Raw genomic sequence first — 24,058 nt, 5'->3', positions numbered from 1 at the left:
GAACTGGAAAAAATCGTTTGTTATAATATTTATATAATTAAATAATAAAGACATTTGGGGTGCTTTAGGCTGAGATGATACCCATTGAACCTGATACAGTTAAGACTGGCGAAGGGAAATGTGAAGTGGTTTTGTATTTATAGAAACTAACCATCTAATCTTGTAAGCTGAACTCTAATTCCTATCTGTAATTAGAGTTTTTTCTTTTACGAAACTGGATGAAGATGATACAAAGCATTTAGGTAGCTCACATTGAATTCCCCACTTTTCTTTAAAAAAGGAGTTTTTTATGTTGAAAAAATGGCAGTTAAAAGATGTTATCTTACTTGCTTTCTTGTCTATCTTTTTTGGTGGCGTTTTTGTGGGTTCAGGTTATCTGTTTGATATCCTCACTCTGATTTTAGCCCCTCTTGGTTTACAGGCCTTTGCCAATGAAATCCTCTTTGGTCTCTGGTGTATGGCTGCGCCTATTGCTGCCATTTTTGTTCCAAGAGTGGGAAGTGCAACGATTGGAGAAGTGCTAGCTGCCCTTGCTGAAGTCCTTTATGGTAGCCAATTCGGTCTAGGTGCCCTTTTGTCTGGCTTGGTTCAAGGTTTGGGAAGTGAACTTGGTTTTATCGTAACCAAGAATCGCTATGAAAGTTGGCTCTCTCTAACTGCCAATAGTATTGGAATTACGCTTGTTAGCTTTGTCTATGAATACATTAAGTTAGGTTACTACGCCTTCTCCCTTCCTTTTGTTCTTTCCTTGCTTGTAGTACGTTTTATTTCCGTCTTTTTCTTCTGTACTATCTTGGTTCGTGCCATTGTCAAACTTTATCATCAGTTTGCAGCTGGGGGCAAGGCATAGATGGGGCTGGAACTACGAGCGATTCAGTCCCCAATCTTCTCTGAGCCGCTTGATTTTACTTTTCATGCGCAAGCCTTTACCTTGTTAGTTGGGAGCAGTGGTTCAGGAAAATCCAGTCTCTTTCAAATGATTGCCCAAGTCAGTTCTCTTCCCTATAGGGGTCAAGTCCTGATAAATGGGAGCGAGGTCAGTCAGCTTTCTATCATCGAACGTGTCCAGACGGTTGGTATTCTCTTTCAAAATCCCAATCATCAATTTACTATGGAGAACTTGTTTGAGGAGCTGATTTTTACCTTGGAAAATATTGGGCATCCCGTTCAGGAAATTGATTCTAAAATAGCAGAGGTGGTCCAGCAATGTCGCTGCAAGGCAATATTGCACCGTCCCATCCATCACTTATCAGGTGGAGAAAAGCAAAAGGCTGCCTTGGCTGTTCTCTTTGCTATGAATCCTAGGGTCTATCTCTTGGATGAGCCCTTCGCTTCCATTGACCGCAAGAGTAGGATAGAGATATTGGAGATTCTAAAAGAGTTGGCTTCTAATGGGAAGACAGTTATTTTGTGCGACCATGATTTAACGGACTATGAAGCCTATATCGACCATATGGTGGAGCTAAGAGATGGACAACTAAGGGAAGTGTTTCAAATCCCTTCATCTGAGATGACACAGGTTGCTTCAAAGGAGGTTGCTTCTAGCCCAGAACTATTTTATATGGACCGAATCACTTGTGAACTGGATAAGCACCCCCTCTTTTCGATTGCGAATTTTACACTCTACCAAGGAATTTCCTGTATTTTGGGTGACAATGGTGTAGGGAAATCAACCCTTTTTCGGTCTATTCTTCAATTTCAAAAGTATAAGGGGCGCATTACCTGGAAGGGGACAGTCCTGAAAAAGAAAAAGAGTTTGTATCGTGACCTGACGGGTGTTGTTCAGGAAGCTGAGAAGCAGTTTATCAGAGTCAGTCTGCGAGAAGAGCTTCAATTAGATGGACCTGATTCTGAAAGAAATCAACAAATTTTCCAAGCTTTACGATATTTTGATCTGGAGCAGGCACTCGATAAGAGTCCCTATCAATTAAGTGGTGGCCAGCAAAAGATTCTTCAGCTCTTGACCATCTTGACCAGCAAGGCTTCTGTGATTTTACTAGATGAACCTTTTGCTGGTTTGGATGATAGAGCTTGCCACTATTTTTGCAAGTGGATTGTGGAGGAGAGAAATCAAGGAAGAAGTTTTCTGATCATTAGCCATCGTTTGGACCCCTTGATCTCTGTGGTTGATTATTGGATTGAGATGACTAGTCAGGATCTCAGTCATGTGAAAGAAGTGACAATTACCAAACCACTCACATCTCAGAGTAGCAATATCCAAGGGGAGGTGGGATAGTATGGTCAAAGTAGCAACCCAGACACCGATTATCAGTCTCTTCTTGCTAATTTTATCTCTGGAAACATCTTTCATTCCTTCGATTGCTCTAAATCTTTCGGTAGTCGCATTTTGTATTCTCTTTATGCTCTATTACCGTCGATTTAAAGTATTGGCTTGGATGATTCTGCTTGCCATTTTGCCATCCTTTGCCAACTACTGGGCAGTTCAGTTACATGGAGATGCTTCGCAAGCAGTCATGCTTGGAACGAGGGCCTTTGTGACCGTTTGTATTGGTCTTGTTTTTGTTTCCTCTATTTCCCTAAAAGAGCTTCTCTTGTACTTGGCTCAAAAGGGGTTATCACGCTCTTGGGCCTATGCCTTGATTGTGGTATTCAATTCCTTCCCCCTTATTCAGCAAGAAATCAAATCTCTCAAGGAAGCTTGCCTATTACGTGGTCAAGAACTACATTTTTGGTCGCCCTTGATTTACAGTAAGGTTCTGATGACGGTCTTTAGGTGGCGTCATCTTTATCTGAGAGCCCTGTCAGCGCATGGATATGACGAACATGCACAGGTGGAGAATAGCTATCGGACTTTTTATATTGCTAAAAAAACAAAATTCATCTACCTGCTGTTCTTTTTATTGCTTCAAACCAGTCTATTTTTATAAAGGAGTTATTATGGAATTTACAGATATTGCGATGGAATTATCCAAGGAAGCTTGGCAGGCTTCCTTTCATCATCCCTTTATTTTACAGTTACAAGAGGGGAATTTAGACCCGTCCATCTTTCGCTATTACTTGATTCAGGATGCCTACTATTTGAAGGCCTTCTCAGAAGCCTATCACCTCTTGGCTGATAAGACTTCAAACCAAGAGATGAAAAGACTCTTGAAACAAAATGCTCAGAGTCTAGTGGAAGGTGAGTTATTTATCCGCCAACAATTTTTCAAGGAATTGGAAATCAGCGATCAGGAAATGGATGAGCATCCAATCGCTCCAACCTGCTATCATTATATCTCTCACATTTATCGGCAATTTGCAGAGCCAAACTTGGGTATTGCTTTTGCGAGCTTGCTGCCTTGTCCTTGGCTATATCATGATATAGGCAAATCACTTAATCTTAAACCATCACCAAATCCTCTCTACCAACAATGGATTGAAACTTATATTACGGATGAGTTAGAGCAGCAGATCAGAGAGGAGGGAGCGCTGGTCAATCAACTCTATCGAGAAAGTGACGAGACAGACAAGAAAAAAATGCTAAATGCCTTCCACATCAGTGTTCATATGGAAGCTAAGTTTTGGGAAATGGCCTACCAACACCAGACATGGAAGAGCGATTTACAGTCTTTAGAAACAGGAGAAGAATAGAAACATGAGAAAGCACCAATTACAAGTTCACAAATTAACCATTTTATCCATGATGATTGCCCTTGATGTTGTCCTTACGCCTATCTTTCGGATTGAGGGAATGGCACCGATGTCCAGTGTAGTCAATATTCTAGCAGGAATCATGATGGGACCTGTTTATGCCTTGGCTATGGCTACAGTGACAGCCTTTATCCGTATGACGACTCAAGGGATTCCGCCTTTAGCTCTTACAGGAGCGACTTTTGGAGCCCTTCTAGCAGGTCTCTTTTATAAGTATGGTCGAAAATTTTACTTTTCTGCCTTGGGAGAAATTTTGGGAACAGGTATTATTGGTTCTATTGTTTCCTATCCTGTTATGGTACTCTTTACAGGATCGGCCGCTAAGCTTAGCTGGTTTATCTACACTCCTCGATTTTTCGGAGCAACCTTGATTGGTACAGCGATTTCCTTTATTGCCTTTCGATTTTTAATCAAGCAGGAATTCTTTAAAAAAGTACAGGGATATTTCTTTGATGAAAGGATAGACTGATGCAGGCATTTACAAATCCTTTTCCTCTGGCAACGACTTCCCTCATTCACTGTATTACCAATGAAATTTCTTGTGAGATGCTAGCAAATGGGATTTTGGCTCTGGGATGTAAACCAGTTATGGCAGATGATTCCCGTGAGGTTCTTGATTTTACTAAGCAAAGCCAGGCCCTCTTCATCAATTTGGGGCATTTGTCTGCTGAGAAGGAAAAAGCAATCCGTATGGCAGCTTCTTATGCAGCTCAAGTTTCTCTCCCAATGGTAGTAGATGCGGTTGGCGTAACGGCTTCATCCATTCGTAAGAGCTTAATTAAAGACCTTTTAGACTACAGCCCTACGGTCCTTAAAGGAAACATGTCGGAAATTCGAAGTCTTGTTGGCTTAAAGCACCACGGCGTTGGGGTAGATGCGAGTGCTAAAGATCAAGAAACTGAGGATTTACTTCAAGTCTTGAAAGACTGGTGTCAGCTTTATCCTGGTATGTCATTCTTAGTTACTGGCCCCAAGGATCTCATCGTTTCAGAGAATCAGGTCGCTGTACTGGGAAATGGCTGTGCAGAATTAGACTGGATAACAGGGACAGGAGACTTGGTTGGAGCTTTAACAGCTGTTTTTCTCAGCCAAGGAAAGACTGGATTTGAAGCTTCCTGCTTAGCAGTCTCTTATCTCAATATCTCTGCTGAGAGAATAGTTGTTCAAGGGATGGGATTGGAAGATTTTCGATACCAAGTACTCAATCAGCTTTCGCTCCTCAAAAGAGATGAAAATTGGCTAGATGCCATCAAAGGAGATGTTTATGAATAGAGAGGCGCTTAGACTGTATCTAGTAACCAATCGCTACCAAGATTCCTTGGAAAGCTTTCTTGAAAAGGTTGAGACGGCTTGCCGTTCAGGGGTTACTATAGTCCAATTGCGAGAAAAAAATCTTACAACCAATCAATATTATCAACTGGCAAAACAAGTCAAGGAAATAACAGATTCCTATCAGGTACCCTTGATAATCGATGATTGCTTGGATGTCTGTCTCGCAGTTGATGCTGCTGGTCTCCATATCGGAGACGATGAACTACCAGTTTCGGTTGCTCGACAAGTCTTGGGCCCTGACAAAATACTTGGTGTCACAGCTAAAACTGTAAAAAGAGCCCTCGAGGCAGAAGAAGGAGGGGCGAATTACTTGGGGACAGGAGCCATTTTCCCGACTACGACCAAGGAAAATGCGCCTATCACCCTGATTTCAACCTTGAAGACAATTTGCCAAAGGGTCGCCATTCCAGTAGTTGCTATTGGCGGCTTGACATCAGAGAATATTGACCAACTTATCGGCACGGGTATAGCTGGTGTAGCTGTAGTGCGTGATTTGATGCAGGCAGAAGATATAGAGGCAAAAACGCAAGCCTTCTTAACAAAGTTGGATGACATTATTTTCTAATTAATACTCAATGAAAATCAAAGAGCAAACTAGGAAGCTAGTCGCAGGTTGCTCAAAGCACAGCTTTGAGGTTGCAGATAAAGCTGACGTCGTTTGAAGAGATTTTCGAAGAGTATAAAAACTCTCTAATTCCCTTAAAGTAGGAACTAGAGAGTTTTTTAATCTTTAAAGCTTGTATGGTTAACTGGGCCAGAACCATGACCGAGTTGAGGGGCGTCTTGGATGGCTTTCGTGATAAAGGCCTTGGCTTTATCGACTGCTTGATAGAGGGTTTTCCCCTTGGCTAGTTCAGCAGTAATCACTGCAGCAAAGGTACATCCAGTACCATGGGTATGACAGGTTTGAATTCGTGGACTTTCCCAGACAAATTGTTCATCCTTGGTAAAAAGGAAATCCTTGGCACCGCCTTCCAGATGACCACCTTTGATGACTACAGACTGAGGACCAAATTCTTTTAAAATCAGGCGACCGGCACGTTGCATGTCTTCGGGATCATGGATCGAGAAACCAACAATCTCTTCTGCCTCAGGAAGATTGGGTGTGATGATGGTTGCAAGGGGAAGCAGATTTGTTTTTAGGTAGGTTCTGGCACTGCTATCAATCAGGGTGTCTCCGCTTGTTGCGACCATAACAGGGTCAAGAACGTAGGGACAATCCAGCTTCTTAAGATAGGGCTGGATGATTTCCATTATTTCAGTAGTTGCCAACATCCCAGTTTTTACAGCCTGAGGCTTGATATCCGAAAAGACGCTGTCCAATTGGGCTTTCAACATTTGAGGAGAAACGTGCTCGATCAATTGAACGCCTCTGGTATTTTGAGCGACAAGACTGGTCACAACGGCCATTCCATAGACATCTCTAGCTTGGAACGACTTTAAATCAGCCATAATGCCAGCACCACCACTAGGGTCAGTCCCTGCAATGGTCAAAGCAACGGGTAAATAAGTCATCTAAAACCTCCCAACCAACTGAAGTTTGTATTCTTAAGAACAAGCTGGTCTGTTTTAGAAAGGTAATAGAAGACTGCTAGTCCCCATTATCATTTCCACTTCCATCAGCTAGCATTACCTAGATTGAGTCAAAGGGATCTAACAGTTGTTAATCTCAGCTTTACGCACCCCTAGTGGTTGTTTTCTTTTTTCTTTAGTATAGCATATTTTTATAGTTTATATAGTAAGATTTGACTACAAATCCTGTATTATATGGTTAAAATTCAATTTTTCAAAGAAAAGATTAATTTTATAGTTGACAAATGTAGATTACAGTAGTATACTAATAACTGTAATCGACAAATGTAGATTTTGGAGGTGTGCTAATGCAGATTTCAGATGCAGAATGGCAGGTCATGAAGATTATTTGGATGCAAGGAGAGCAGACTAGTACGGATTTGATTAGGGTTCTGGCTGAGCGATTCGACTGGTCCAAGTCGACCATTCAAACTCTTTTGGCTCGTCTGGTTGAGAAAGAGTGTCTGACTCGGAAAAAAGAAGGCAAGTCTTTTGTCTATTCAGCCCTTTTAACTTTGGATCAAAGTCGGGATTTACTTGTCCAAGATATCAAGGACAAGGTTTGTTCTCGTAGGATTAAGAACTTGTTAGCTGATTTGATTGCTGAATGTGATTTTACTCAGACTGACTTGGAAGACTTGGAAGCTGTGATTTCTGAGAAGAAATCAAGCGCTGTGACAGAAGTAAAATGTAATTGTATGTAAAGGAGACGTCATGTTAAATAGTATTGTAACCATTGTTTGTATTGCCCTTATCGCGTTTATCTTGTTTTGGTTTTTCAAAAAGCCTGAAAAATCTGGACAAAAGGCCCAGCAAAAAAACGGCTACCAAGAGATTCGAGTGGAGGTCATGGGGGGCTATACGCCTGAGTTGCTTATCCTCAAGAAATCAGTGCCAGCCCGCATTGTCTTTGACCGTAAAGACCCTTCACCCTGTCTGGACCAAATTGTTTTTCCAGATTTTGGTGTACATGCGGACCTGCCTATGGGGAAAGAGTATGTAGTGGAAATCACGCCTGAGCAGGCTGGAGAGTATGCTTTCTCTTGTGGCATGAATATGATGCACGGTAAGATGATTGTAGAATAGGAGAATGATATGACTGAAATTATAAAAGCAAATCTTGAAAATGGTGTTCAAAAAATCCGTATCACGGCAGACAAAGGCTACCATCCAGCCCACATTCAACTGCAAAAAGGAGTTCCTGCTGAGATCACCTTTCATCGTGCTACTCCTTCAAACTGTTACAAGGAAATTCTGTTTGAAGAAGAAGGCATCTTGGAACCAATCGGCGTAGATGAGGAGAAAGTCATTCGTTTTACACCTCAAGAATTAGGTCAACATGAATTTTCTTGTGGCATGAAGATGCAAAAGGGGAGTTATACCGTAGTTGAGAAGACTCGAAAATCTCTATCACTTTTACAGCGTTTTTGGATTACTAGTATCTTTACTGTGCCTCTTGTGATTCTCATGATTGGGATGTCGACAGGAGGAATTAGTCACCAAGTCATGCGTTGGGGCACCTTTTTAGCCACAACACCGATTATGCTAGTAGCAGGTGGTCCTTATATCCAAAGTGCTTGGGCTAGTTTTAAAAAGCACAATGCCAACATGGATACCTTGGTTGCTCTGGGAACCCTAGTGGCCTATTTCTATAGCTTAGTTGCCCTCTTCGCTGGCCTCCCCGTTTACTTTGAAAGTGCTGCCTTTATCTTCTTCTTCGTTCTTATGGGAGCCGTTTTTGAGGAGAAAATGCGGAAAAATACTTCCCAAGCTGTGGAGAAATTACTTGACTTGCAGGCTAAAACTGCAGAAGTCTTGCGTGAGGATAACTATGTTCAAGTTCCCTTGGACCAAGTTAAGGTAGGCGACCTGATTCGAGTGCGTCCCGGTGAAAAGATTGCGGTTGATGGTGTCGTAGTAGAAGGTATCTCTAGTATTGATGAGTCTATGGTGACAGGTGAGAGTCTGCCTGTGGACAAGACAGTTGGAGATACCGTCATTGGTTCAACCATCAATAATAGTGGAACACTTGTTTTTAGAGCAGAAAAAGTTGGTTCAGAGACTGTTTTGGCTCAGATTGTGGATTTTGTGAAGAAAGCTCAGACAAGTCGTGCGCCGATTCAGGACTTGACGGATAAGATTTCAGGGATTTTTGTCCCAGCAGTTGTCATTTTAGGGATTGTGACCTTTTGGGTTTGGTTCGTCTTGCTCAGGGATAGTGTAGTTGTGCTTGGAGCGAGCTTTGTGTCTTCGCTTCTCTATGGAGTAGCAGTTCTGATTATTGCCTGCCCTTGTGCATTGGGACTTGCAACACCGACAGCCCTTATGGTGGGGACAGGTCGCAGTGCCAAGATGGGAGTTCTCCTCAAAAATGGAACGGTTCTACAGGAAATCCAGAAAGTCCAAACTATTGTTTTTGATAAGACAGGAACTTTGACGGAAGGGAAACCTGTGGTCACAGATATCATCGGCGACGAAGTAGAAGTGCTTGGATTGGCAGCTTCCTTGGAAGAAGCTTCTCAACACCCACTGGCTGAGGCTATTGTTAAGCGAGCGACTGAAACTGGACTTGAGCTTCACACTGTTGAAAATTTCCAAGCCTTGCACGGAAAAGGTGTCTCAGGGCAAATCAATGGAAAACAAGTTCTGCTTGGAAATGCTAAAATGCTGGATGGTATGAACATTTCTAGCACTTATCAAGAAAAACTAGAAGAACTGGAAAAAGAAGCTAAGACAGTTGTGTTCTTGGCTGTGGACAATGAAATCAAAGGCTTGCTTGCTCTGCAAGATATTCCTAAGGAAAATGCTAAGCTTGCCATCAGTCAGTTGAAAAAACGAGGTCTTAAAACAGTCATGCTGACAGGAGACAATGCAGGTGTGGCGCGTGCTATTGCCGATCAGATCGGAATCGAAGAGGTCATTGCAGGTGTCTTACCAGAAGAAAAAGCCCATGAAATCCATAAACTACAAGCGACTGGAAAAGTAGCCTTTGTTGGGGATGGTATCAATGACGCTCCTGCCCTCAGTGTAGCAGATGTGGGGATTGCTATGGGAGCTGGAACAGATATTGCCATCGAGTCAGCAGATTTGGTGTTGACAACTAATAACCTCCTAGGAGTGGTTCGTGCCTTTGACATGAGTAAGAAAACCTTTCATCGTATTCTGCTCAATCTTTTCTGGGCCTTTATCTACAATGTCGCCGGAATTCCGATTGCAGCAGGAGTCTTTTCTGGTGTTGGACTAGTCCTCAATCCAGAACTAGCTGGTCTAGCCATGGCCTTTAGTTCTGTATCTGTTCTGACTAGTTCACTCTTACTAAACTTTAGTAAAATAGATTAAAAGCGGGCTTGCTCGCTTTTTATACTCTTCGAAAATCTCTTCAAACCATGTCAGCTTTATCTGTAATCTTAAAGCTGTGTTTTGAGCAACCTGCGGCGAGCTTCCTAGTTTGCTCTGTGATTTTCATTGAGTATTATAAAACAGAAGCTAAAAACGTTTTCAAACTGTACTGTAATAGAGAATAAAAACTTCTGAGCAGATTCTTAGTAAACTAAAAATAAATGTGATAAATTAGTATTGTAAAAATTTACTGAAACGTTTTCAAAAACTATATGAAACCTTTTTTAGTAGATTTAAAAATATTTGAAGGAGAGTTATCATTATGACTCAAGGGAAAATTACTGCATCTGCAGCAATGCTTAACGTATTGAAAACATGGGGCGTAGACACAATCTACGGTATCCCATCAGGAACACTCAGCTCATTGATGGACGCTTTGGCTGAAGACAAAGACATCCGCTTCTTGCAAGTTCGCCACGAAGAAACAGGTGCTCTTGCAGCGGTTATGCAAGCTAAATTCGGTGGCTCAATCGGGGTTGCAGTTGGTTCAGGTGGTCCAGGTGCGACTCACTTGATTAACGGTGTTTACGATGCAGCTATGGATAACACTCCATTCCTAGCAATCCTTGGATCACGTCCAGTTAACGAATTGAACATGGATGCTTTCCAAGAATTGAACCAAAACCCAATGTACAACGGTATCGCTGTCTACAACAAACGTGTAGCTTATGCTGAGCAATTACCAAAAGTTATTGACGAAGCTTGCCGTGCTGCAGTTTCTAAAAAAGGTCCAGCTGTTGTTGAAATCCCAGTTAACTTCGGTTTCCAAGAAATCGATGAAAACTCATATTACGGTTCAGGTTCATACGAGCGTTCATTCATCGCTCCTGCTTTGAACGAAGTTGAAATCAACAAAGCTGTTGACATCTTGAACAATGCTGAACGTCCAGTTATTTACGCTGGTTACGGTGGTGTGAAAGCTGGTGAAGTGATTACTGAATTGTCACGTAAAATCAAAGCACCAATCATCACAACTGGTAAAAACTTTGAAGCTTTCGAATGGAACTATGAAGGTTTGACAGGTTCTGCTTACCGTGTTGGTTGGAAACCAGCCAACGAAGTTGTCTTTGAAGCAGACACAGTTCTCTTCCTTGGTTCAAACTTCCCATTTGCAGAAGTATACGAAGCCTTCAAGAACACTGAAAAATTCATCCAAGTGGATATCGACCCTTACAAACTTGGTAAACGTCATGCCCTAGATGCTTCAATCCTTGGTGATGCAGGTCAAGCAGCTAAAGCAATCCTTGACAAAGTAAACCCAGTTGAGTCTACTCCATGGTGGCGTGCAAACGTTAAGAATAACCAAAACTGGCGTGATTACATGAACAAACTCGAAGGTAAAACTGAGGGTGAATTGCAATTGTATCAAGTTTACAATGCAATCAACAAACATGCTGATCAAGACGCTATCTACTCAATCGACGTAGGTGACACTACTCAAACATCTACTCGTCACCTTCACATGACACCTAAGAACATGTGGCGTACATCTCCACTCTTTGCGACAATGGGTATTGCCCTTCCTGGTGGTATCGCTGCTAAGAAAGACAATCCAGATCGTCAAGTATGGAATATCATGGGTGATGGAGCATTTAACATGTGCTACCCAGACGTTATCACAAACGTTCAATACGACCTTCCAGTTATCAACGTAGTCTTCTCAAATGATAAATATGGCTTTATCAAGGACAAATACGAAGACACAAACAAACACTTGTTTGGTTGTGACTTCACAAACGCTGACTATGCGAAAATCGCTGAAGCACAAGGAGCTGTTGGATTTACAGTAAACCGTATCGAAGATATCGATGCAGTTGTTGCAGAAGCTGTTAAATTGAACAAAGAAGGTAAAACTGTTGTGATCGATGCTCGCATCACTCCACACCGTCCACTTCCAGTAGAAGTACTTGAATTGGATCCAAAACTTCACTCAGAAGAAGCAATCAAAGCATTCAAGGAAAAATACGAAGCAGAAGAACTCGTACCATTCCGTCTCTTCTTGGAAGAAGAAGGATTGCAATCACGCGCAATTAAATAAATCATCTAAAAATTAGCCTGAAATTTTCAGGCTAATTTTTTAATATGTAGATGAGATATTCTCACGTTGTTGGAGTAGTTTGTTAATAACTAGTAGTTCGAAATCATATTTATTAAGGTTCCAGTTGAAATAAGATGACTTGGTGATATTACGAAACAATGGTTTTAGATTACCAGTATTCTCAATTTCTACACTTAGTTGATCTTTTATTTTTTTGTATAGGTCAATATCATTTTTTTAATAGGTTTATAATGTGAAAAATCATTTAAGAAATAAAAGTAGTTCGCATCAAATAGTGGAGAGTTTCCATTCATAGACTTGGGAGGGGTGGAAATTATACTATCAAGTTTGGAGGAGAGCTTTTTTAGTACAATTTTATATCTAGGATTTAAAAAATTATTTTTTGTATTTTGATCTTGAATGTAGTGAGCTATACTACACAAAGTAAAATAGTCTTTAGAATGAAGTTCAAGGATTTCACACAAAATTTGAGGAGAAAGTTTCTTATTAAAAGTTTCTAAAAATAATATTAGATCTGTTAAATTATTTATATTATGCTTGTTTTGTTTCAGAACTCTATAAATATGTTCGAAGATTTTATTCTCAATATTAAGTATTTCCTCTTGATTCATACTTTCATCCTCTTTTAGATCGTGTAGACCATTTTTTAATCTGAGTAATATTCTAATAAATGCATGGGTAGTATCAAAATCAAGATAAGTTGAATACACGGATGTGATAACTTCCAGCGCAGTATACAAATTTTTAATATATGAATAGGGATTTGCTTTTTTCAGAGAATTTGGGTCAATATAAATTTTTATAGTTTTCAGTACATATAATACAATTTTTCTAGTTGCTTGCTTATTTAGTGTTGTTATACGAGAGATATCGTTGTAAAAGTTTAGCCAGTTAGGGTGTTTTCCGACAATGTATTTAAATTCCTCCCCTTTTTCAATATCTTTGGTAGGGAAATTTAATTCATTAGCTAAATTCTTTCTGTGTAAGTTTAAAATATCGATACTAATTTTAGTATCATTTATTGCAGGGTCTCCAATATAATAAGGGGTTTCGTGTATTTCTGTTTTGGAATCATTTAAAGTGAGGTTATAGTTTTCTAAAGATGTTTTAATAGTTTTTTCTATATTTTCAACTGTTTCTTTTGAGGTTGCAAATATAAAATAATCGTCAACGAATCTGTAGATATCATAATCTGTTTTATATTTTAAGTGGTTTAATTTATTCTGTATGTCGACATCAATAGTTGTTAAAAGTAAATCAGAAATAATCCTATTTAATTCGGGACCTAATAAAATACCATTTGTTTCATTATTATTGCTTTTTTGTAGAAGTTTATCTGTTTTTGAAGCGAAAGTATTAGAGTATATACGTCTACTTAGAGTTTTTCCTATATCTTTTCCACCAACGATTGCCCAGACTATTGAATGAGTGTAAATACTCTTAAAGAAATTCTGAATATCCAGTTTTAAAAAATATCTATACTTATTTCTAGAACGTATAAAAAGAGGATTTTTTAAAATTTCGATTAGTTTATGGTGTTTAGAATATGCGAAATATTTTTTAATATTTTTATCAAGTTCTTCGGTTGTAATAGTAGAGTCTGATTTTTTTATACTATAATCTTGTTCAAGTTTAGATCGCTTCTCATGTATACTTTTACTTCCATTAAAAGTTAATTTGTTTAGTTTTATGGCTTTTCTAATATTAAAATTAGATCTTTTAAGATGATTTAAGATTAGAAACTCAAATTTCATTATATAAATCATTGCTTCTATTTGTGATAGTGGATGTAATAAAGAAAGCGTTCTTGTTGAAGTATTATTTTTGGGAATTTTAAAGTTCAAAGGGATTGTATAAATATCTTTAAAATCGATAATATCTATTTTTTGAAAAATTGTTTCAATATTTTCAGTAATCGGATTATTTGAAAAAAATAGGGGAACTTCTTGAGGGAGTAATTCAGTTTTCAAAAAACATATCTGCCTAAAAAAATTATTCATTTAAAACCTCTTAAAGTATTGATTATTATTTTATTTTATTGTACCATATAATTTGTAGGCATGGAAGTAAGATTAAATATTAAATTATATATCTTGATCTGAATATAGAATCATTCGCTATATTTTGTATCCCAATACACACAAAAGGTCTTAGACATAACCATTTTTGGTTTATTACATGGATAAAGTATGTTCGAGGCATTCGGTTTCATGTGAATATCTATTTTTAAATTAGTAAAGCACAGGATTACCTGTTAGTAAAGCACAGGATAAACCTGTGCTGCCTACTTTTATGGGGGTAATGTATGAATTTAAAATCGAAACTTTTAAAACACAAAAGTAATAGTAGAATTGTTTATTCGGCAAGGGATGGAGAAATCCACAAGGAATTACAAAAAATCAATAAAGAAATTATTAACAAGTATAGTTTAAAGTTACCCAACAGAAATGCAATAATAAGAACTATTATACAATTTTTATCACAAGGGGAAATCAATTTAAAAAGGAAAGAACTATTATTCACACCTTTGGATTTTAAGGTAATTAAGATGGATATAAAAAATTTCTTTCCCTCAATTAATAAGCATATCTTATATAAGAAGATAGTTAAATCTTCTATTTTAAGTGACTCTAGTATAGAGACAATAAAGTCCTTTATATTTTCAAGTGAATATAAAGGGATCCCTTTGGGGCTTTCTTTTTCCAACTCACTATCGGAGTTATATTTAGAGGACTTTGACTCTATTGTACAGTTACAGTGGAATCCGTTGTTATATGTACGTTATGTTGATGATATACTGATAATTGTTAATGATGCAGTTGATGAAGATGAAGTAAAAAACTTTATTAAAGCACAATTGAAAGAGTATCATTTAGAAGTTAATAATGAGAAAACCATTGTTCGAAAAAGCAATTCCAATCATTTTAAGTTTGTCTATTTAGGGTATGAATTCTCTAAATATCAAAAAAGAATCATTAACTCAAAAGGAAAAGAAAAGCCAGAAAATTATCTTGTTATAGATATTTCTGAAAAGAAATTTAAAGCTAAACTTTTAAACAAATTGATTCGATATTTTAAACGATTTAAAAATGACCATGATAAACCAGAATCATTCTGGATTTTATACTACCGTTTAAAAAATCTTATACACGGAGTTTCATCTAAGGGAGACAATAATCAAGTGGTAAAATTTGGACTAAGTTATTCGTATGGCTTGATTAATTCAGAAGTCAGAATGAGGATGTTTTTAAAAATGTATCATCATTTTATCAGATATTATAAGAAAAATAATTATTTGTCCTCAAGACAAGTATATATATTACTTAATATTGTATCGACGGGTAATAAAGTTGTTACTTCTAATTCCTCTAGAGATGATATATTGTCTTTACTTAATAACCGGTATCATTATGAAAAGTTGTCAGTGAAGGTTTTAGAGCAAATTTGTTTACGTATAGGTGTGTCATTTAGTTCACAACAATATACACATGAATATTTAGAATTCAATAAAATCAATTTACAAAAGAAAATTATGAAAAAGCTAAGTTTACGATTTGGGGATGATTAAAGATCGGAGTAACCCGGTCTTTTTCTGGAGGATAGTAAATGAATTTAAATCAATTAGATATCATCGTTTCAAGTATTCCTCAAGTCTGTGCTGACTTGGAGCGTATTTTGGATAAACAGGCAGATTATGTTGACCAAGGCTTTGCTCAGTTCACGATTGGTAGTCACTGCCTCATGTTGTCCCAAAATCATTTGATTCCTTTGGAAGATTTTCAGTCAGGAATCATTCTTCACATCGAGATTGAGGATGTAGATCAGAACTACAAACGGTTAAAAGAGATCGGTGTCGAGATTTTACACGGTATTTGTGAAACGGATTGGGGAACAGAATCCTTATTAGTTAAAGGTCCTGCTGGTCTAGTGATTGATTTTTATCGTATGAAATAGGACATAGTAGAGTTTGATCGTCAACAAAAGTTATAGCATAAGAAGGGATTTATTCACTATTTTTATAAAATCTTCTCCCTACTTTATAAGAACGGAAAAAGAGTTCAATTCGGACTCTTTTTCTGCTATAATGGGGGGAGAAAAATCAGACAGGAGAATAAGATGTCAGAACCATTATTTTTACAATCAGTTATGCAAGAAAAAATCTGGGGTGGAACCAAGCTACGTGATGAGTTTGGCTACGACATCCCAAGTGAAAAAATCGGAGAATACTGGGCCATCTCAGCTCACCCAAATGGTGTCTCTACAGTTGCTAATGGTCGTTTTGAGGGAATAGACCTTGCTACTTTGTATGGGGAACACCGTGAATTGTTTGGCAACCGTCCAGAACCTGTATTTCCACTTTTGACAAAGATTCTGGATGCCAACGATTGGCTCAGTGTCCAAGTGCACCCAGACGATGTTTATGGACTCGAGCATGAAGGCGAACTTGGAAAAACAGAATGTTGGTATATCATCGCAGCAGATGAAGATTCAGAGATTATTTACGGTCACAATGCCAAGTCAAAAGAAGAACTCCGTCAGCAAATAGAGGATAAGAACTGGGATGATTTGTTGACAAAAGTGCCAGTTAAGGCTGGAGATTTCTTCTATGTTCCAAGTGGCACCATGCACGCTATCGGGGCAGGTATCTTAATCCTTGAAACCCAACAATCTAGTGATACCACCTATCGCGTCTATGACTTTGACCGCAAGGACGACAAGGGCAACTTGCGTGAACTTCACCTTGAAAAATCTATCGATGTTTTAAATATTGGAGAGCCTGCCAATAGCTGTCCTGTGACTGTCAAAGCAGATGATTTGCGTTCTACTCTCCTTGTATCCAATGATTTCTTCGCAGTCTACAAGTGGGAAATCGATGGAAAAGTTGACTTCGAAAAGACAGCTGATTACAGCTTGTTTAGTGTCTTGGCTGGTCAAGGTCAGCTTACTGTTGATGGAAAAAACTATCTAATCCAAAAAGGTAGCCACTTTATACTACCAAGCGATGTTGAAGCTTGGACTCTGGAAGGACAAGGTTTGGAATTAATTGTTAGCCATCCATAAAAAAGAAAGGACCTGAGTTCATTACTCAAGTCCTTTTTTGTATTTACATAAATTGGGCGATAAAGACCACAATGATGATGATTGGAATGACGAAACGAAGAAGGAAGAGCCAGACTTGGAAAAGTCCTTGTTTCCATGCTCTTTCATCAAGATGGAGTTCCTCCATTGCAAGAGCCTTTTTAAAGATATAGCCTGTAAAAAGTGAAAGACAGAGAGCTCCAAATGGCATGAGGAGATTGGAAACCAAGAAGTCCATAGCGTCAAAGAAGGTCTTCCCAAAGATGTGAACATCCGCCATGACACCGTAAGATAGGGCTGAAGGAATTCCAAAGACAAAGGTTAAAATTCCTAAAATAGCACTCCATTTAGCACGCTTACTGTTGTCCTGATTGGTGATATTACCCACATTGATTTCCAGCATAACGACAGAAGAAGTGACTGTCGCAAAGAGGAAGAGCAAGAGGAAGAGGATGTAGAAAATGGTTCCAAAAGGCATCTTGTCAAAGAGTTGAGGCAAGACGATAAAGAGCAGGCTCGGTCCCCCTTCAGATTGGATATTGAAGGCTGACATGGCTGGGAAAATGGCTAGACCCGCCATGATAGATACTGAGATATTCATAGCTACGATGGAGATTCCTGATTGGACCAGATTGGTTTTCTTATCCAAATAAGAAGCATAGGTCAGCATGGCTGTCACTCCTAGTGAGAGGGCAAAGAAAGATTGTCCCAGAGCATAGAGGAGACCAGCACTTGTCAGCTTAGAGAAGTCTGGTTTTAGGAAGTAAAGAACCCCTTCCATGGCATTTGGCAAACTGAGAGAACGTCCGATGATGACGACAAAGATAATAAAGAGCAGGGGCATCATAACCTTAGATGCTCTTTCAATCCCTTTTTGAACACCACGTGATACAATAAAGATGTTCAATAAGATAAAGGCAGCTTGTGCGCCTAGGGCAATGGCTGGGTTTGAAATGATTGAAGTAAATAACTGAGCGTAATCCCCCGTTCCACCAATTTGGAACAATTTTCCAAACTCAATGCCTAGATAGACTAAAATCCAGCCGCCAATAACACTGTAAAACGATAAAAGGATAAAAAGGGCAAAGGCACCAATCCAACCGATAAAGTTGTACTTGCTATTCTTGCCGAGTTTTCCAAAGGTTTTGATAGCTGAAACACCAGCACTTCGGCCGAGGGCAAACTCAGCTAGCAAAAGGGGGAAACCGATTAGAATAGTGGAAATGAGAAAGACCAGTAAAAAGCCTCCTCCACCGTTAGCAGCAGTCATATAGGGAAACTTCCAAACAGCACCAAGTCCGATGGCTGAACCAGCAGATGCCAGAATAAAGCCCAGTTTAGAACCCCATTGCGATTTTTCAGACATAGTTAAACTCCTAAAATTAGTATTACAAAAGAAAAAGCTACTGCCCTTGGCAACTAGCCTCATAAGTACTCAAAATGAGCCTTTCTTTTGATTAATAGACTTGACTATCCTATCATGTTTTCTAAGGTCTGTCAAGAAAACCATTTTCATGTTATGATAAAGTAAAAAAATTTCGCAAAAACGCTTGACTCTGACCTAGGGGGAGGGGTTATACTATCATTGTAAGGAGGAAATCATGTACCATATAAAAGAAGCTGCGCAGCTTTCGGGCGTCTCGGTCAAGACGCTGCACCACTACGATAAGATAGGGCTTTTGGTTCCTTTAAAGTCGGAAAACGGCTATCGAACATACAGTCAGGAGGATTTGGAGCGACTTCAGGTCATTCTTTATTATAAATATCTTGGCTTTTCTTTAGAAAAAATAGCAGAGCTATTAAAGGAAGAAAGGACTGATTTATTGCCTCACTTGACTAGACAGTTGGACTATTTGACTCGAGAAAGGCAACATCTGGATACCTTGATTTCCACCTTGCAAAAAACCATTCAAGAACAAAAAGGAGAAAGAGAAATGAGCATTCAAGAGAAATTTGCTGGATTTAACTACAAAGACCATCAAAAATACCACCAAGAGGCGGTAGAGAAATATGGACAAGAAGTCATGGACCAAGCGCTGGAACGCCAAAAAGGTCACGAAGACGAGGCTACAGCTGCCTTCAACCAAGTTTTTCAAGCTTTGGCACAAAATCTTCAAGCTGGTCTACCTGTAACAGCAACCGAAAATCAAGAAGAAGCCGCTAAACTCTTGCAAGCCATCCGTACTTATGGATTTGATTGTACTATTGAAGTATTCGGTTATATCGGTAAAGGCTACGTTTATAACCCAGAGTTTAAGGAAAACATTGACAAATTTGGACCTGGAACAGCCCAGTACACATCAGATGTGATTGCTCATTATGTCCAAACTCAGACAAAATAAAATCGGAGGAGTATTCTTCCGATTTTTACTAAATTCAAGCACTACTTGCTTAATAATTTTTCTACTACATTTAGTTTTCGCATGGTCAAATCTACATTAAAAAGCTTTTCAAGATAGTTGGTACTGAGCTTTTTTCGTTTTGCAGTTCTAGGGAGATAGAGGTAAAGACAATGGTTACCGATACAAATTTCTTCTTCACCGTAATCAATTTTCAATTTGTCTAAAGGGAGGCTTTGAATAGATTCTTGATAAAAAATCACGTGTATACGGTCATAAAGATAGTGTTCTCCAAAAGGGTTTTCTTGGACAATTTTTTTAAAATCACTTTTGTTCTTGATTACCATTTTTAAGTCAGCACCAATATTTTCATTTATTAGAGTATGAACACGTTCTCGTATTTTTTCTAAATCTAAGTCACTTTCTAGAATGATATTCCCACTTTGAATATAGGTTCGAACTTGTTGAAAACCGGCTTCTGTTAAGATATCTACTAGATAAGACATTTTAGGGATAGCATTTTTTCCATTAGGAGTAACTCCCCTTAACAAGATAATATGTTCCAAAGGACTTCCTTTCTTTTGGGGCTGATTTAGCCATTAAATAATTCAGATTTAGATTGGGTTTGATCCCGCCACCCAACCAGTACAGAGGGCAGAAGTGATGTTAAATCCACCCGTGTGGGCATTGATATCCAGTACCTCGCCCGCAAAGTGGAGTCCAGGTACCAGCTTACTTTCTAGAGTTTTAGGATTGATTTCCTTGAGACTGACGCCACCCTTGGTAACAAATGACTTAGCAAGAGACATTTTACCAATTACAGGAATTTTAAGTCCCTTGATAGACTGGAGAAGTTGCTCGCGTTCTTTTTCAGTCAGCTGTTTAACTTTTTCAGGAAATCCTTGTATAAAAAATTCGGCCAAGCGTTCTGGAAGTAAGGTTTTTAAGGCATTTTTTAGAGATTTTTCACGATTTTCTTCTAGGAATGAAGCCAAGTCCTTCTCAGAAAGTTGAGGCAAAACATCCAGTGAAAGAACCTCCCCACCCTTGACAAAACTAGACATACGCAGGGCAGCAGGGCCTGACAAACCAAAGTGGGTAAAAAGCAGATCGTGAGTGATGATATGTTTGCCATAACTTAGGATCACATCATCCAATGAAATTCCTTGCAAAGCCTTGTGTGGAAAATCTGTCAACAAGGGACTTTCAGCTGCCTCAAGCTTGGTAATGGTATGCTTAAAATGACGGGCAATCTCGTGACCAAAACCAGTTGAACCAGTTGAAGGATAGGATTTCCCACCAGTTGTGACAATGAGTTTATCACAAGTGAAGGTTTGGTCAGCTGATTTAAGGATAAACTGGTCGTCTATCTTTTTAACCGAAACAATTTCTGTTTGAGTAGCAACTTGACCACCGAGCTCAGTGATTTTCTTTTCCAAGGCTTCGATAATGGTACGAGACTTGTCACTAGTAGGAAAGACGCGGCCGTGGTCTTCGACCTTAAGTTTAACACCATTTTCTGTAAAAAAGTTGATGATATCATGGTTATCAAACTGGGAGAAGACACTGTAGAGAAAGCGCCCATTTCCAGGGATTCCAGCTAGTAGGTCATCTAGAGTTCCATTGTTGGTGACATTGCAACGTCCCCCACCTGTACCAGCTAATTTTTTTCCAAGTTTCCGATTTTTTTCGATGAGGAGGGTTTTCTGACCATAAAAGCTACTGGAAATCGTAGCCATCATGCCAGCAGGACCTCCACCGATGACGATAGTATCAAAATGTTTCATAGCTCTATTGTACCACAAAAAAACAAGAGATGATGGTCACCTCTTGTCAAGAATGCAATTAATCAATTTCATATCCCATCAGCAAACCGCCATCTTCTGCATAGAAACTGCAGAGACCAGAGGTTGGGATAATTTTAATATCTGCTTGTGGGAAGGTTTCGCGAATTCGCTCTGAGAGCTGTTGGCAACATTTCTCGTTATTGCGTTGGGCCATGATAATACGTCCACCAGCATATCCAGCTTTTACTAACTCATCATAGGCAGCTTGAACTGATTTCTTTGGTCCTCGTGCTTTTTGTAGTAGTTCGAGAGTTCCGGTTTCACTAGCTTCTCCAACCATACGGATGTTGAGAAGGCCAACGACTGTACCGATAAGCTTACTCAAACGGCCGTTCTTCACCAAGTTATCTACTTTGGCTAGGACAAAGAGCAACTTGGTTTTTTCTTGATAAGCAGTGATAGCTTCAACGACTTCTTCAAAAGATAGACCCTGGTCAATCAAGTCATTTAATTTTTCTACGAGCAAGTCAACTTCCCCACCAGCAGACAAACTATCAATTACATGAATTTTAGTATCAGGATGTTCTTCAAGATAAATATTCTTGGCTAGTTGAGCACTATTGTGGCTGCCAGAAAGAGTACCAGTGATGGTTACCAAGAAAATGTTTTTGGCACCTTCAAATGCTCGCAAATAATCATCTGGGCTTGGACAAGCTGATTTTGAAGCTTCTGCAGTTGCATACATGGTTTCCATCATTTGGTCAATGTCAAGACTGGCATCATCAACAAAGACCTGATCAGCTACTTGAATGGTTAAGGGCACACTTACAAAGGTCGTGTCAATAGCTGGTGTTGCCAGCTGACGATAATCACAACCAGAGTCAGCAATAATCTTCCAAGTCATAGAAATTCTCCATCTTTGTCAGTTATACATTGACAAAGGTTCTGTCTTTTTTTACAATTATATCATGAAAGCCCTTGAAACAAAAGCCTCATCCGTCTGTTGTAACAAGTAGAAAGAAAATGTTATGTCTGAACGTAGAATCTCTGAAAAGTCTCTTGAAAATCTCAGAAAATCAAACCAAGAATCCAATTTATTAACTAGAGAAGCCATCGAAACAGCCCTCTTGCAGCTCTTGGAAAAAAAGGACTTGACCAAGATTAGTATTTCTGAATTGGTCAAACGTGCAGGTGTTTCTCGTGCAGCCTTTTACCGTAATTATGATTCCAAAGAGGAGATTTTAGAAAGCGTCTTTAAACGAACTGTCCACAATATTATGGAACAGTTGCATCATTATGATCTAAAGACAGATCTTTATCTGGTCTGGGTTCACCTTTTCCGAGAAGCAAGAAAGGAGGCCAGAGTGATTCAACTTGCCTTAGATTACCATCTGGAAAAAATCTTTGTCCAAGCCATGCAGGAATTTTTAGAAAAATACCATGGAAAATCAAAAGGTGTCAGCTCTTATCTTCATTCCTTCTGGAGTTCAGCTATCGTCTCTGTCCTTCTAAAATGGATCAAGGATGGCATGAAGGTACCAGCTGAAAAGATTGCGGATTTACGGTTACCATTTTTTAAAAAATAGAGAAAAAGGAGAAGAGATATGACTGAAAAAAGACTGGCCTGGGATGAGTATTTTGCAGCCCAAGCCTTACTAATTGCCAATCGTTCCACTTGTAAACGTGCCAAAGTTGGCGCGATTCTGGTTAAGGATAATAAGGTGATTTCCACTGGTTACAATGGTTCGGTGTCAGGAACCGAGCATTGTATTGATCACGAATGTCTGGTCATTGAAGGACACTGTGTTCGTACCCTTCACGCCGAGGTTAATGCTATCCTTCAAGGTGCTGAACGTGGTGTTCCTAAAGGTTTTACAGCCTATGTAACCCACTTTCCATGTCTAAACTGTACAAAACAATTGCTTCAGGTTGGTTGTAAGCGCGTGGTTTATATCAACCAGTACCGAATGGACGACTACGCCCAATACCTTTATCAAGAAAAAGGGACAGAATTGACCCATTTACCACTTGAGACAGTACAGATAGCTCTTAAAGAGGCAGATTTAATGTAAAAATTATCAAAAATAAATGGTTTAGAAAGATTTTTAAACCGTTTTTTGGTATAATAAGAAGAATAAATTGAAAGAAGGAATTCCAAAAATGGGAAAAATTGAAGTTATTAATCATCCACTGATTCAACACAAATTGTCAATCTTGCGTCGTACAGATACTTCTACAAAAGCTTTTCGTGAGCTAGTAGATGAGATTGCAATGTTGATGGGGTATGAAGTACTTCGTGATCTTCCACTAGAAGATGTGGAAATCGAAACACCAATCACAAAAACAGTTCAAAAACAATTGGCAGGTAAGAAATTGGCCATCGTTCCAATCTTGCGTGCAGGTATCGGGATGGTTGATGGACTCTTGAGCTTGGTTCCAGCTGCTAAGGTTGGTCACATCGGTATGTACCGTGATGAAGAAACGCTTCAACCAGTTGAGTACTTGGTGAAATTGCCTGAAGATATTGACCAACGTCAAATTTTTGTAGTAGATCCAATGTTGGCAACAGGTGGCTCAGCAATCTTGGCTGTTGATTCTCTTAAAAAACGTGGCGCATCAAATATCAAATTTGTCTGCCTTGTATCAGCACCAGAAGGTGTAAAAGCCCTTCAAGAAGCTCATCCAGATGTAGAAATCTTTACAGCAGCCTTGGATGAACGTTTGAACGAACACGGTTATATCGTTCCAGGTCTTGGAGATGCTGGAGACCGCTTGTTCGGTACGAAATAAGATCGAAAAGAAGAATGACTTGGAAAAGAAGTTCCAGTCACGAAAGGAGG

The 24,058-nt window shown here is 39.1% G+C and carries 24 protein-coding genes and 2 riboswitches; of the genes, 18 read left to right on the top strand and 6 right to left on the bottom strand.

What is annotated here, in order from left to right; translation table 11 throughout:
• Positions 1-45: 45 nt before the first annotated feature.
• Positions 46-134: riboswitch (TPP riboswitch) on the top strand.
• A gap of 155 nt (positions 135-289) precedes the next feature.
• From SK578_RS02555 to thiE, 7 genes are read left to right on the top strand one after another with little or no spacing between them, the layout of a single operon-like run.
• Positions 290-850 carry an ECF transporter S component gene (locus SK578_RS02555; protein ID WP_000915275.1) on the top strand — a complete coding sequence of 187 codons (561 nt, stop codon included), beginning with the start codon at positions 290-292 and terminating at the stop codon, positions 848-850.
• Positions 851-2,236: an ATP-binding cassette domain-containing protein gene (locus SK578_RS02550; RefSeq protein WP_042750315.1), complete on the top strand. Its 1,386-nt coding sequence runs from the start codon at positions 851-853 to the stop codon at positions 2,234-2,236. It abuts the gene before it with no gap.
• A gap of 1 nt (position 2,237) precedes the next feature.
• Positions 2,238-2,888, top strand: coding sequence for an energy-coupling factor transporter transmembrane component T (locus SK578_RS02545; RefSeq protein ID WP_042750314.1), 651 nt, complete (start codon positions 2,238-2,240; stop codon positions 2,886-2,888).
• A gap of 10 nt (positions 2,889-2,898) precedes the next feature.
• Complete coding sequence (gene tenA, locus SK578_RS02540) at positions 2,899-3,591, top strand: thiaminase II (RefSeq protein WP_042750312.1); 693 nt, start codon at positions 2,899-2,901, stop codon at positions 3,589-3,591.
• Between the two features lie 4 nt (positions 3,592-3,595).
• Positions 3,596-4,120, top strand: coding sequence for an energy coupling factor transporter S component ThiW (thiW, locus tag SK578_RS02535; RefSeq protein WP_001225552.1), 525 nt, complete (start codon positions 3,596-3,598; stop codon positions 4,118-4,120).
• The gene (thiM, locus tag SK578_RS02530; protein WP_042750310.1) at positions 4,120-4,923 is read left to right on the top strand and encodes a hydroxyethylthiazole kinase; all 804 of its coding nucleotides are present in this window, start codon (positions 4,120-4,122) and stop codon (positions 4,921-4,923) included. Before thiW ends, thiM begins: the two co-directional genes overlap by 1 nt.
• Positions 4,916-5,548, top strand: coding sequence for a thiamine phosphate synthase (thiE, locus tag SK578_RS02525; RefSeq protein WP_042750308.1), 633 nt, complete (start codon positions 4,916-4,918; stop codon positions 5,546-5,548). Before thiM ends, thiE begins: the two co-directional genes overlap by 8 nt.
• A gap of 158 nt (positions 5,549-5,706) precedes the next feature.
• Here thiE and thiD read toward each other — a convergent pair whose 3' ends face one another.
• Entirely contained in the window at positions 5,707-6,498 is a 792-nt protein-coding gene (gene thiD / locus SK578_RS02520; RefSeq protein ID WP_042750306.1) for a bifunctional hydroxymethylpyrimidine kinase/phosphomethylpyrimidine kinase, read from the bottom strand.
• Between the two features lie 83 nt (positions 6,499-6,581).
• Positions 6,582-6,680: riboswitch (TPP riboswitch) on the bottom strand.
• A 183-nt stretch (positions 6,681-6,863) separates the two neighbouring features.
• Here thiD and SK578_RS02515 point away from each other — a divergent pair.
• From SK578_RS02515 to spxB, 4 genes are all read left to right on the top strand, one after another.
• Entirely contained in the window at positions 6,864-7,259 is a 396-nt protein-coding gene (locus SK578_RS02515) for a CopY/TcrY family copper transport repressor (protein ID WP_042750305.1), read from the top strand.
• A gap of 10 nt (positions 7,260-7,269) precedes the next feature.
• The gene (locus SK578_RS02510; protein ID WP_042750303.1) at positions 7,270-7,641 is read left to right on the top strand and encodes a cupredoxin domain-containing protein; all 372 of its coding nucleotides are present in this window, start codon (positions 7,270-7,272) and stop codon (positions 7,639-7,641) included.
• Positions 7,642-7,650: 9 nt separating this feature from the next.
• On the top strand, positions 7,651-9,894 hold the full coding sequence (locus SK578_RS02505; RefSeq protein WP_042750301.1) for a heavy metal translocating P-type ATPase: 2,244 nt from the start codon (positions 7,651-7,653) through the stop codon (positions 9,892-9,894).
• Positions 9,895-10,216: 322 nt separating this feature from the next.
• On the top strand, positions 10,217-11,992 hold the full coding sequence (spxB, locus tag SK578_RS02500; protein ID WP_042750300.1) for a pyruvate oxidase: 1,776 nt from the start codon (positions 10,217-10,219) through the stop codon (positions 11,990-11,992).
• A 206-nt stretch (positions 11,993-12,198) separates the two neighbouring features.
• Here the strand turns inward: spxB and SK578_RS02495 are convergent, their stop codons facing one another.
• Positions 12,199-14,013 carry an RNA-directed DNA polymerase gene (locus SK578_RS02495; RefSeq protein ID WP_042750298.1) on the bottom strand — a complete coding sequence of 605 codons (1,815 nt, stop codon included), beginning with the start codon at positions 14,011-14,013 and terminating at the stop codon, positions 12,199-12,201.
• 305 nt (positions 14,014-14,318) lie between these two features.
• Here SK578_RS02495 and SK578_RS02490 point away from each other — a divergent pair, with 305 nt between their 5' ends.
• The 3 genes from SK578_RS02490 to manA all read left to right on the top strand — a co-directional run bounded on the left by SK578_RS02490 (position 14,319) and on the right by manA (position 17,074).
• Positions 14,319-15,581, top strand: a complete 1,263-nt coding sequence (locus tag SK578_RS02490) for an RNA-directed DNA polymerase (protein ID WP_042750297.1) — start codon at positions 14,319-14,321, stop codon at positions 15,579-15,581.
• A gap of 38 nt (positions 15,582-15,619) precedes the next feature.
• Positions 15,620-15,967 (top strand): VOC family protein, encoded by a 348-nt coding sequence (locus tag SK578_RS02485; protein ID WP_042750295.1) that lies wholly within the window; start codon positions 15,620-15,622, stop codon positions 15,965-15,967.
• Between the two features lie 162 nt (positions 15,968-16,129).
• Positions 16,130-17,074 (top strand): mannose-6-phosphate isomerase, class I, encoded by a 945-nt coding sequence (gene manA, locus SK578_RS02480; RefSeq protein ID WP_042750293.1) that lies wholly within the window; start codon positions 16,130-16,132, stop codon positions 17,072-17,074.
• 43 nt (positions 17,075-17,117) lie between these two features.
• On the opposite strand, the gene SK578_RS02475 is transcribed toward manA, so the two are convergent.
• Positions 17,118-18,458 (bottom strand): sodium-dependent transporter, encoded by a 1,341-nt coding sequence (locus SK578_RS02475; RefSeq protein WP_042750291.1) that lies wholly within the window; start codon positions 18,456-18,458, stop codon positions 17,118-17,120.
• A gap of 235 nt (positions 18,459-18,693) precedes the next feature.
• On the opposite strand from SK578_RS02475, the gene SK578_RS02470 reads away from it, so the two are divergent.
• A complete protein-coding gene (locus SK578_RS02470; protein ID WP_042750289.1) occupies positions 18,694-19,434 on the top strand; it encodes a MerR family transcriptional regulator in 741 nt (246 codons plus the stop codon).
• Positions 19,435-19,475: 41 nt separating this feature from the next.
• On the opposite strand, the gene SK578_RS02465 is transcribed toward SK578_RS02470, so the two are convergent.
• The 3 genes from SK578_RS02465 to SK578_RS02455 are packed head-to-tail and all read right to left on the bottom strand — an operon-like array spanning position 19,476 to position 22,122.
• Entirely contained in the window at positions 19,476-19,997 is a 522-nt protein-coding gene (locus SK578_RS02465; protein WP_042750288.1) for a DUF1697 domain-containing protein, read from the bottom strand.
• A gap of 48 nt (positions 19,998-20,045) precedes the next feature.
• A complete protein-coding gene (gene aao / locus SK578_RS02460) occupies positions 20,046-21,218 on the bottom strand; it encodes an aminoacetone oxidase (RefSeq protein ID WP_042750499.1) in 1,173 nt (390 codons plus the stop codon).
• A 58-nt stretch (positions 21,219-21,276) separates the two neighbouring features.
• Positions 21,277-22,122: a DegV family protein gene (locus tag SK578_RS02455; RefSeq protein ID WP_042750287.1), complete on the bottom strand. Its 846-nt coding sequence runs from the start codon at positions 22,120-22,122 to the stop codon at positions 21,277-21,279.
• A gap of 124 nt (positions 22,123-22,246) precedes the next feature.
• Here SK578_RS02455 and SK578_RS02450 point away from each other — a divergent pair, with 124 nt between their 5' ends.
• The 3 genes from SK578_RS02450 (at position 22,247) to upp (ending at position 24,008) form a co-directional block, all read left to right on the top strand.
• The gene (locus SK578_RS02450) at positions 22,247-22,804 is read left to right on the top strand and encodes a TetR/AcrR family transcriptional regulator (protein WP_000004136.1); all 558 of its coding nucleotides are present in this window, start codon (positions 22,247-22,249) and stop codon (positions 22,802-22,804) included.
• Positions 22,805-22,822: 18 nt separating this feature from the next.
• The gene (locus SK578_RS02445; RefSeq protein ID WP_042750286.1) at positions 22,823-23,290 is read left to right on the top strand and encodes a deoxycytidylate deaminase; all 468 of its coding nucleotides are present in this window, start codon (positions 22,823-22,825) and stop codon (positions 23,288-23,290) included.
• Between the two features lie 88 nt (positions 23,291-23,378).
• Positions 23,379-24,008 (top strand): uracil phosphoribosyltransferase, encoded by a 630-nt coding sequence (upp, locus tag SK578_RS02440; protein WP_000515974.1) that lies wholly within the window; start codon positions 23,379-23,381, stop codon positions 24,006-24,008.
• Positions 24,009-24,058 lie beyond the last annotated feature (50 nt).

Source organism: Streptococcus mitis (assembly GCF_000722755.1).
In the GTDB taxonomy this organism is placed as follows: domain Bacteria; phylum Bacillota; class Bacilli; order Lactobacillales; family Streptococcaceae; genus Streptococcus; species Streptococcus mitis_CM.
The sequence above is the reverse complement of the archived record's forward strand: the minus strand, read 5'-3'. Positions and strand labels throughout refer to the sequence as shown.

Coding starts and splice junctions, on each gene's coding strand:
- SK578_RS02555 (WP_000915275.1), top strand. CDS start 290: ATGTTGAAAAAATGGCAGTTAAAAGATGTTATCTTACTTGCTTTCTTG.
- SK578_RS02550 (WP_042750315.1), top strand. CDS start 851: ATGGGGCTGGAACTACGAGCGATTCAGTCCCCAATCTTCTCTGAGCCG.
- SK578_RS02545 (WP_042750314.1), top strand. CDS start 2,238: ATGGTCAAAGTAGCAACCCAGACACCGATTATCAGTCTCTTCTTGCTA.
- tenA (WP_042750312.1), top strand. CDS start 2,899: ATGGAATTTACAGATATTGCGATGGAATTATCCAAGGAAGCTTGGCAG.
- thiW (WP_001225552.1), top strand. CDS start 3,596: ATGAGAAAGCACCAATTACAAGTTCACAAATTAACCATTTTATCCATG.
- thiM (WP_042750310.1), top strand. CDS start 4,120: ATGCAGGCATTTACAAATCCTTTTCCTCTGGCAACGACTTCCCTCATT.
- thiE (WP_042750308.1), top strand. CDS start 4,916: ATGAATAGAGAGGCGCTTAGACTGTATCTAGTAACCAATCGCTACCAA.
- thiD (WP_042750306.1), bottom strand. CDS start 6,498: ATGACTTATTTACCCGTTGCTTTGACCATTGCAGGGACTGACCCTAGT.
- SK578_RS02515 (WP_042750305.1), top strand. CDS start 6,864: ATGCAGATTTCAGATGCAGAATGGCAGGTCATGAAGATTATTTGGATG.
- SK578_RS02510 (WP_042750303.1), top strand. CDS start 7,270: ATGTTAAATAGTATTGTAACCATTGTTTGTATTGCCCTTATCGCGTTT.
- SK578_RS02505 (WP_042750301.1), top strand. CDS start 7,651: ATGACTGAAATTATAAAAGCAAATCTTGAAAATGGTGTTCAAAAAATC.
- spxB (WP_042750300.1), top strand. CDS start 10,217: ATGACTCAAGGGAAAATTACTGCATCTGCAGCAATGCTTAACGTATTG.
- SK578_RS02495 (WP_042750298.1), bottom strand. CDS start 14,013: ATGAATAATTTTTTTAGGCAGATATGTTTTTTGAAAACTGAATTACTC.
- SK578_RS02490 (WP_042750297.1), top strand. CDS start 14,319: ATGAATTTAAAATCGAAACTTTTAAAACACAAAAGTAATAGTAGAATT.
- SK578_RS02485 (WP_042750295.1), top strand. CDS start 15,620: ATGAATTTAAATCAATTAGATATCATCGTTTCAAGTATTCCTCAAGTC.
- manA (WP_042750293.1), top strand. CDS start 16,130: ATGTCAGAACCATTATTTTTACAATCAGTTATGCAAGAAAAAATCTGG.
- SK578_RS02475 (WP_042750291.1), bottom strand. CDS start 18,458: ATGTCTGAAAAATCGCAATGGGGTTCTAAACTGGGCTTTATTCTGGCA.
- SK578_RS02470 (WP_042750289.1), top strand. CDS start 18,694: ATGTACCATATAAAAGAAGCTGCGCAGCTTTCGGGCGTCTCGGTCAAG.
- aao (WP_042750499.1), bottom strand. CDS start 21,218: ATGAAACATTTTGATACTATCGTCATCGGTGGAGGTCCTGCTGGCATG.
- SK578_RS02455 (WP_042750287.1), bottom strand. CDS start 22,122: ATGACTTGGAAGATTATTGCTGACTCTGGTTGTGATTATCGTCAGCTG.
- SK578_RS02450 (WP_000004136.1), top strand. CDS start 22,247: ATGTCTGAACGTAGAATCTCTGAAAAGTCTCTTGAAAATCTCAGAAAA.
- SK578_RS02445 (WP_042750286.1), top strand. CDS start 22,823: ATGACTGAAAAAAGACTGGCCTGGGATGAGTATTTTGCAGCCCAAGCC.
- upp (WP_000515974.1), top strand. CDS start 23,379: ATGGGAAAAATTGAAGTTATTAATCATCCACTGATTCAACACAAATTG.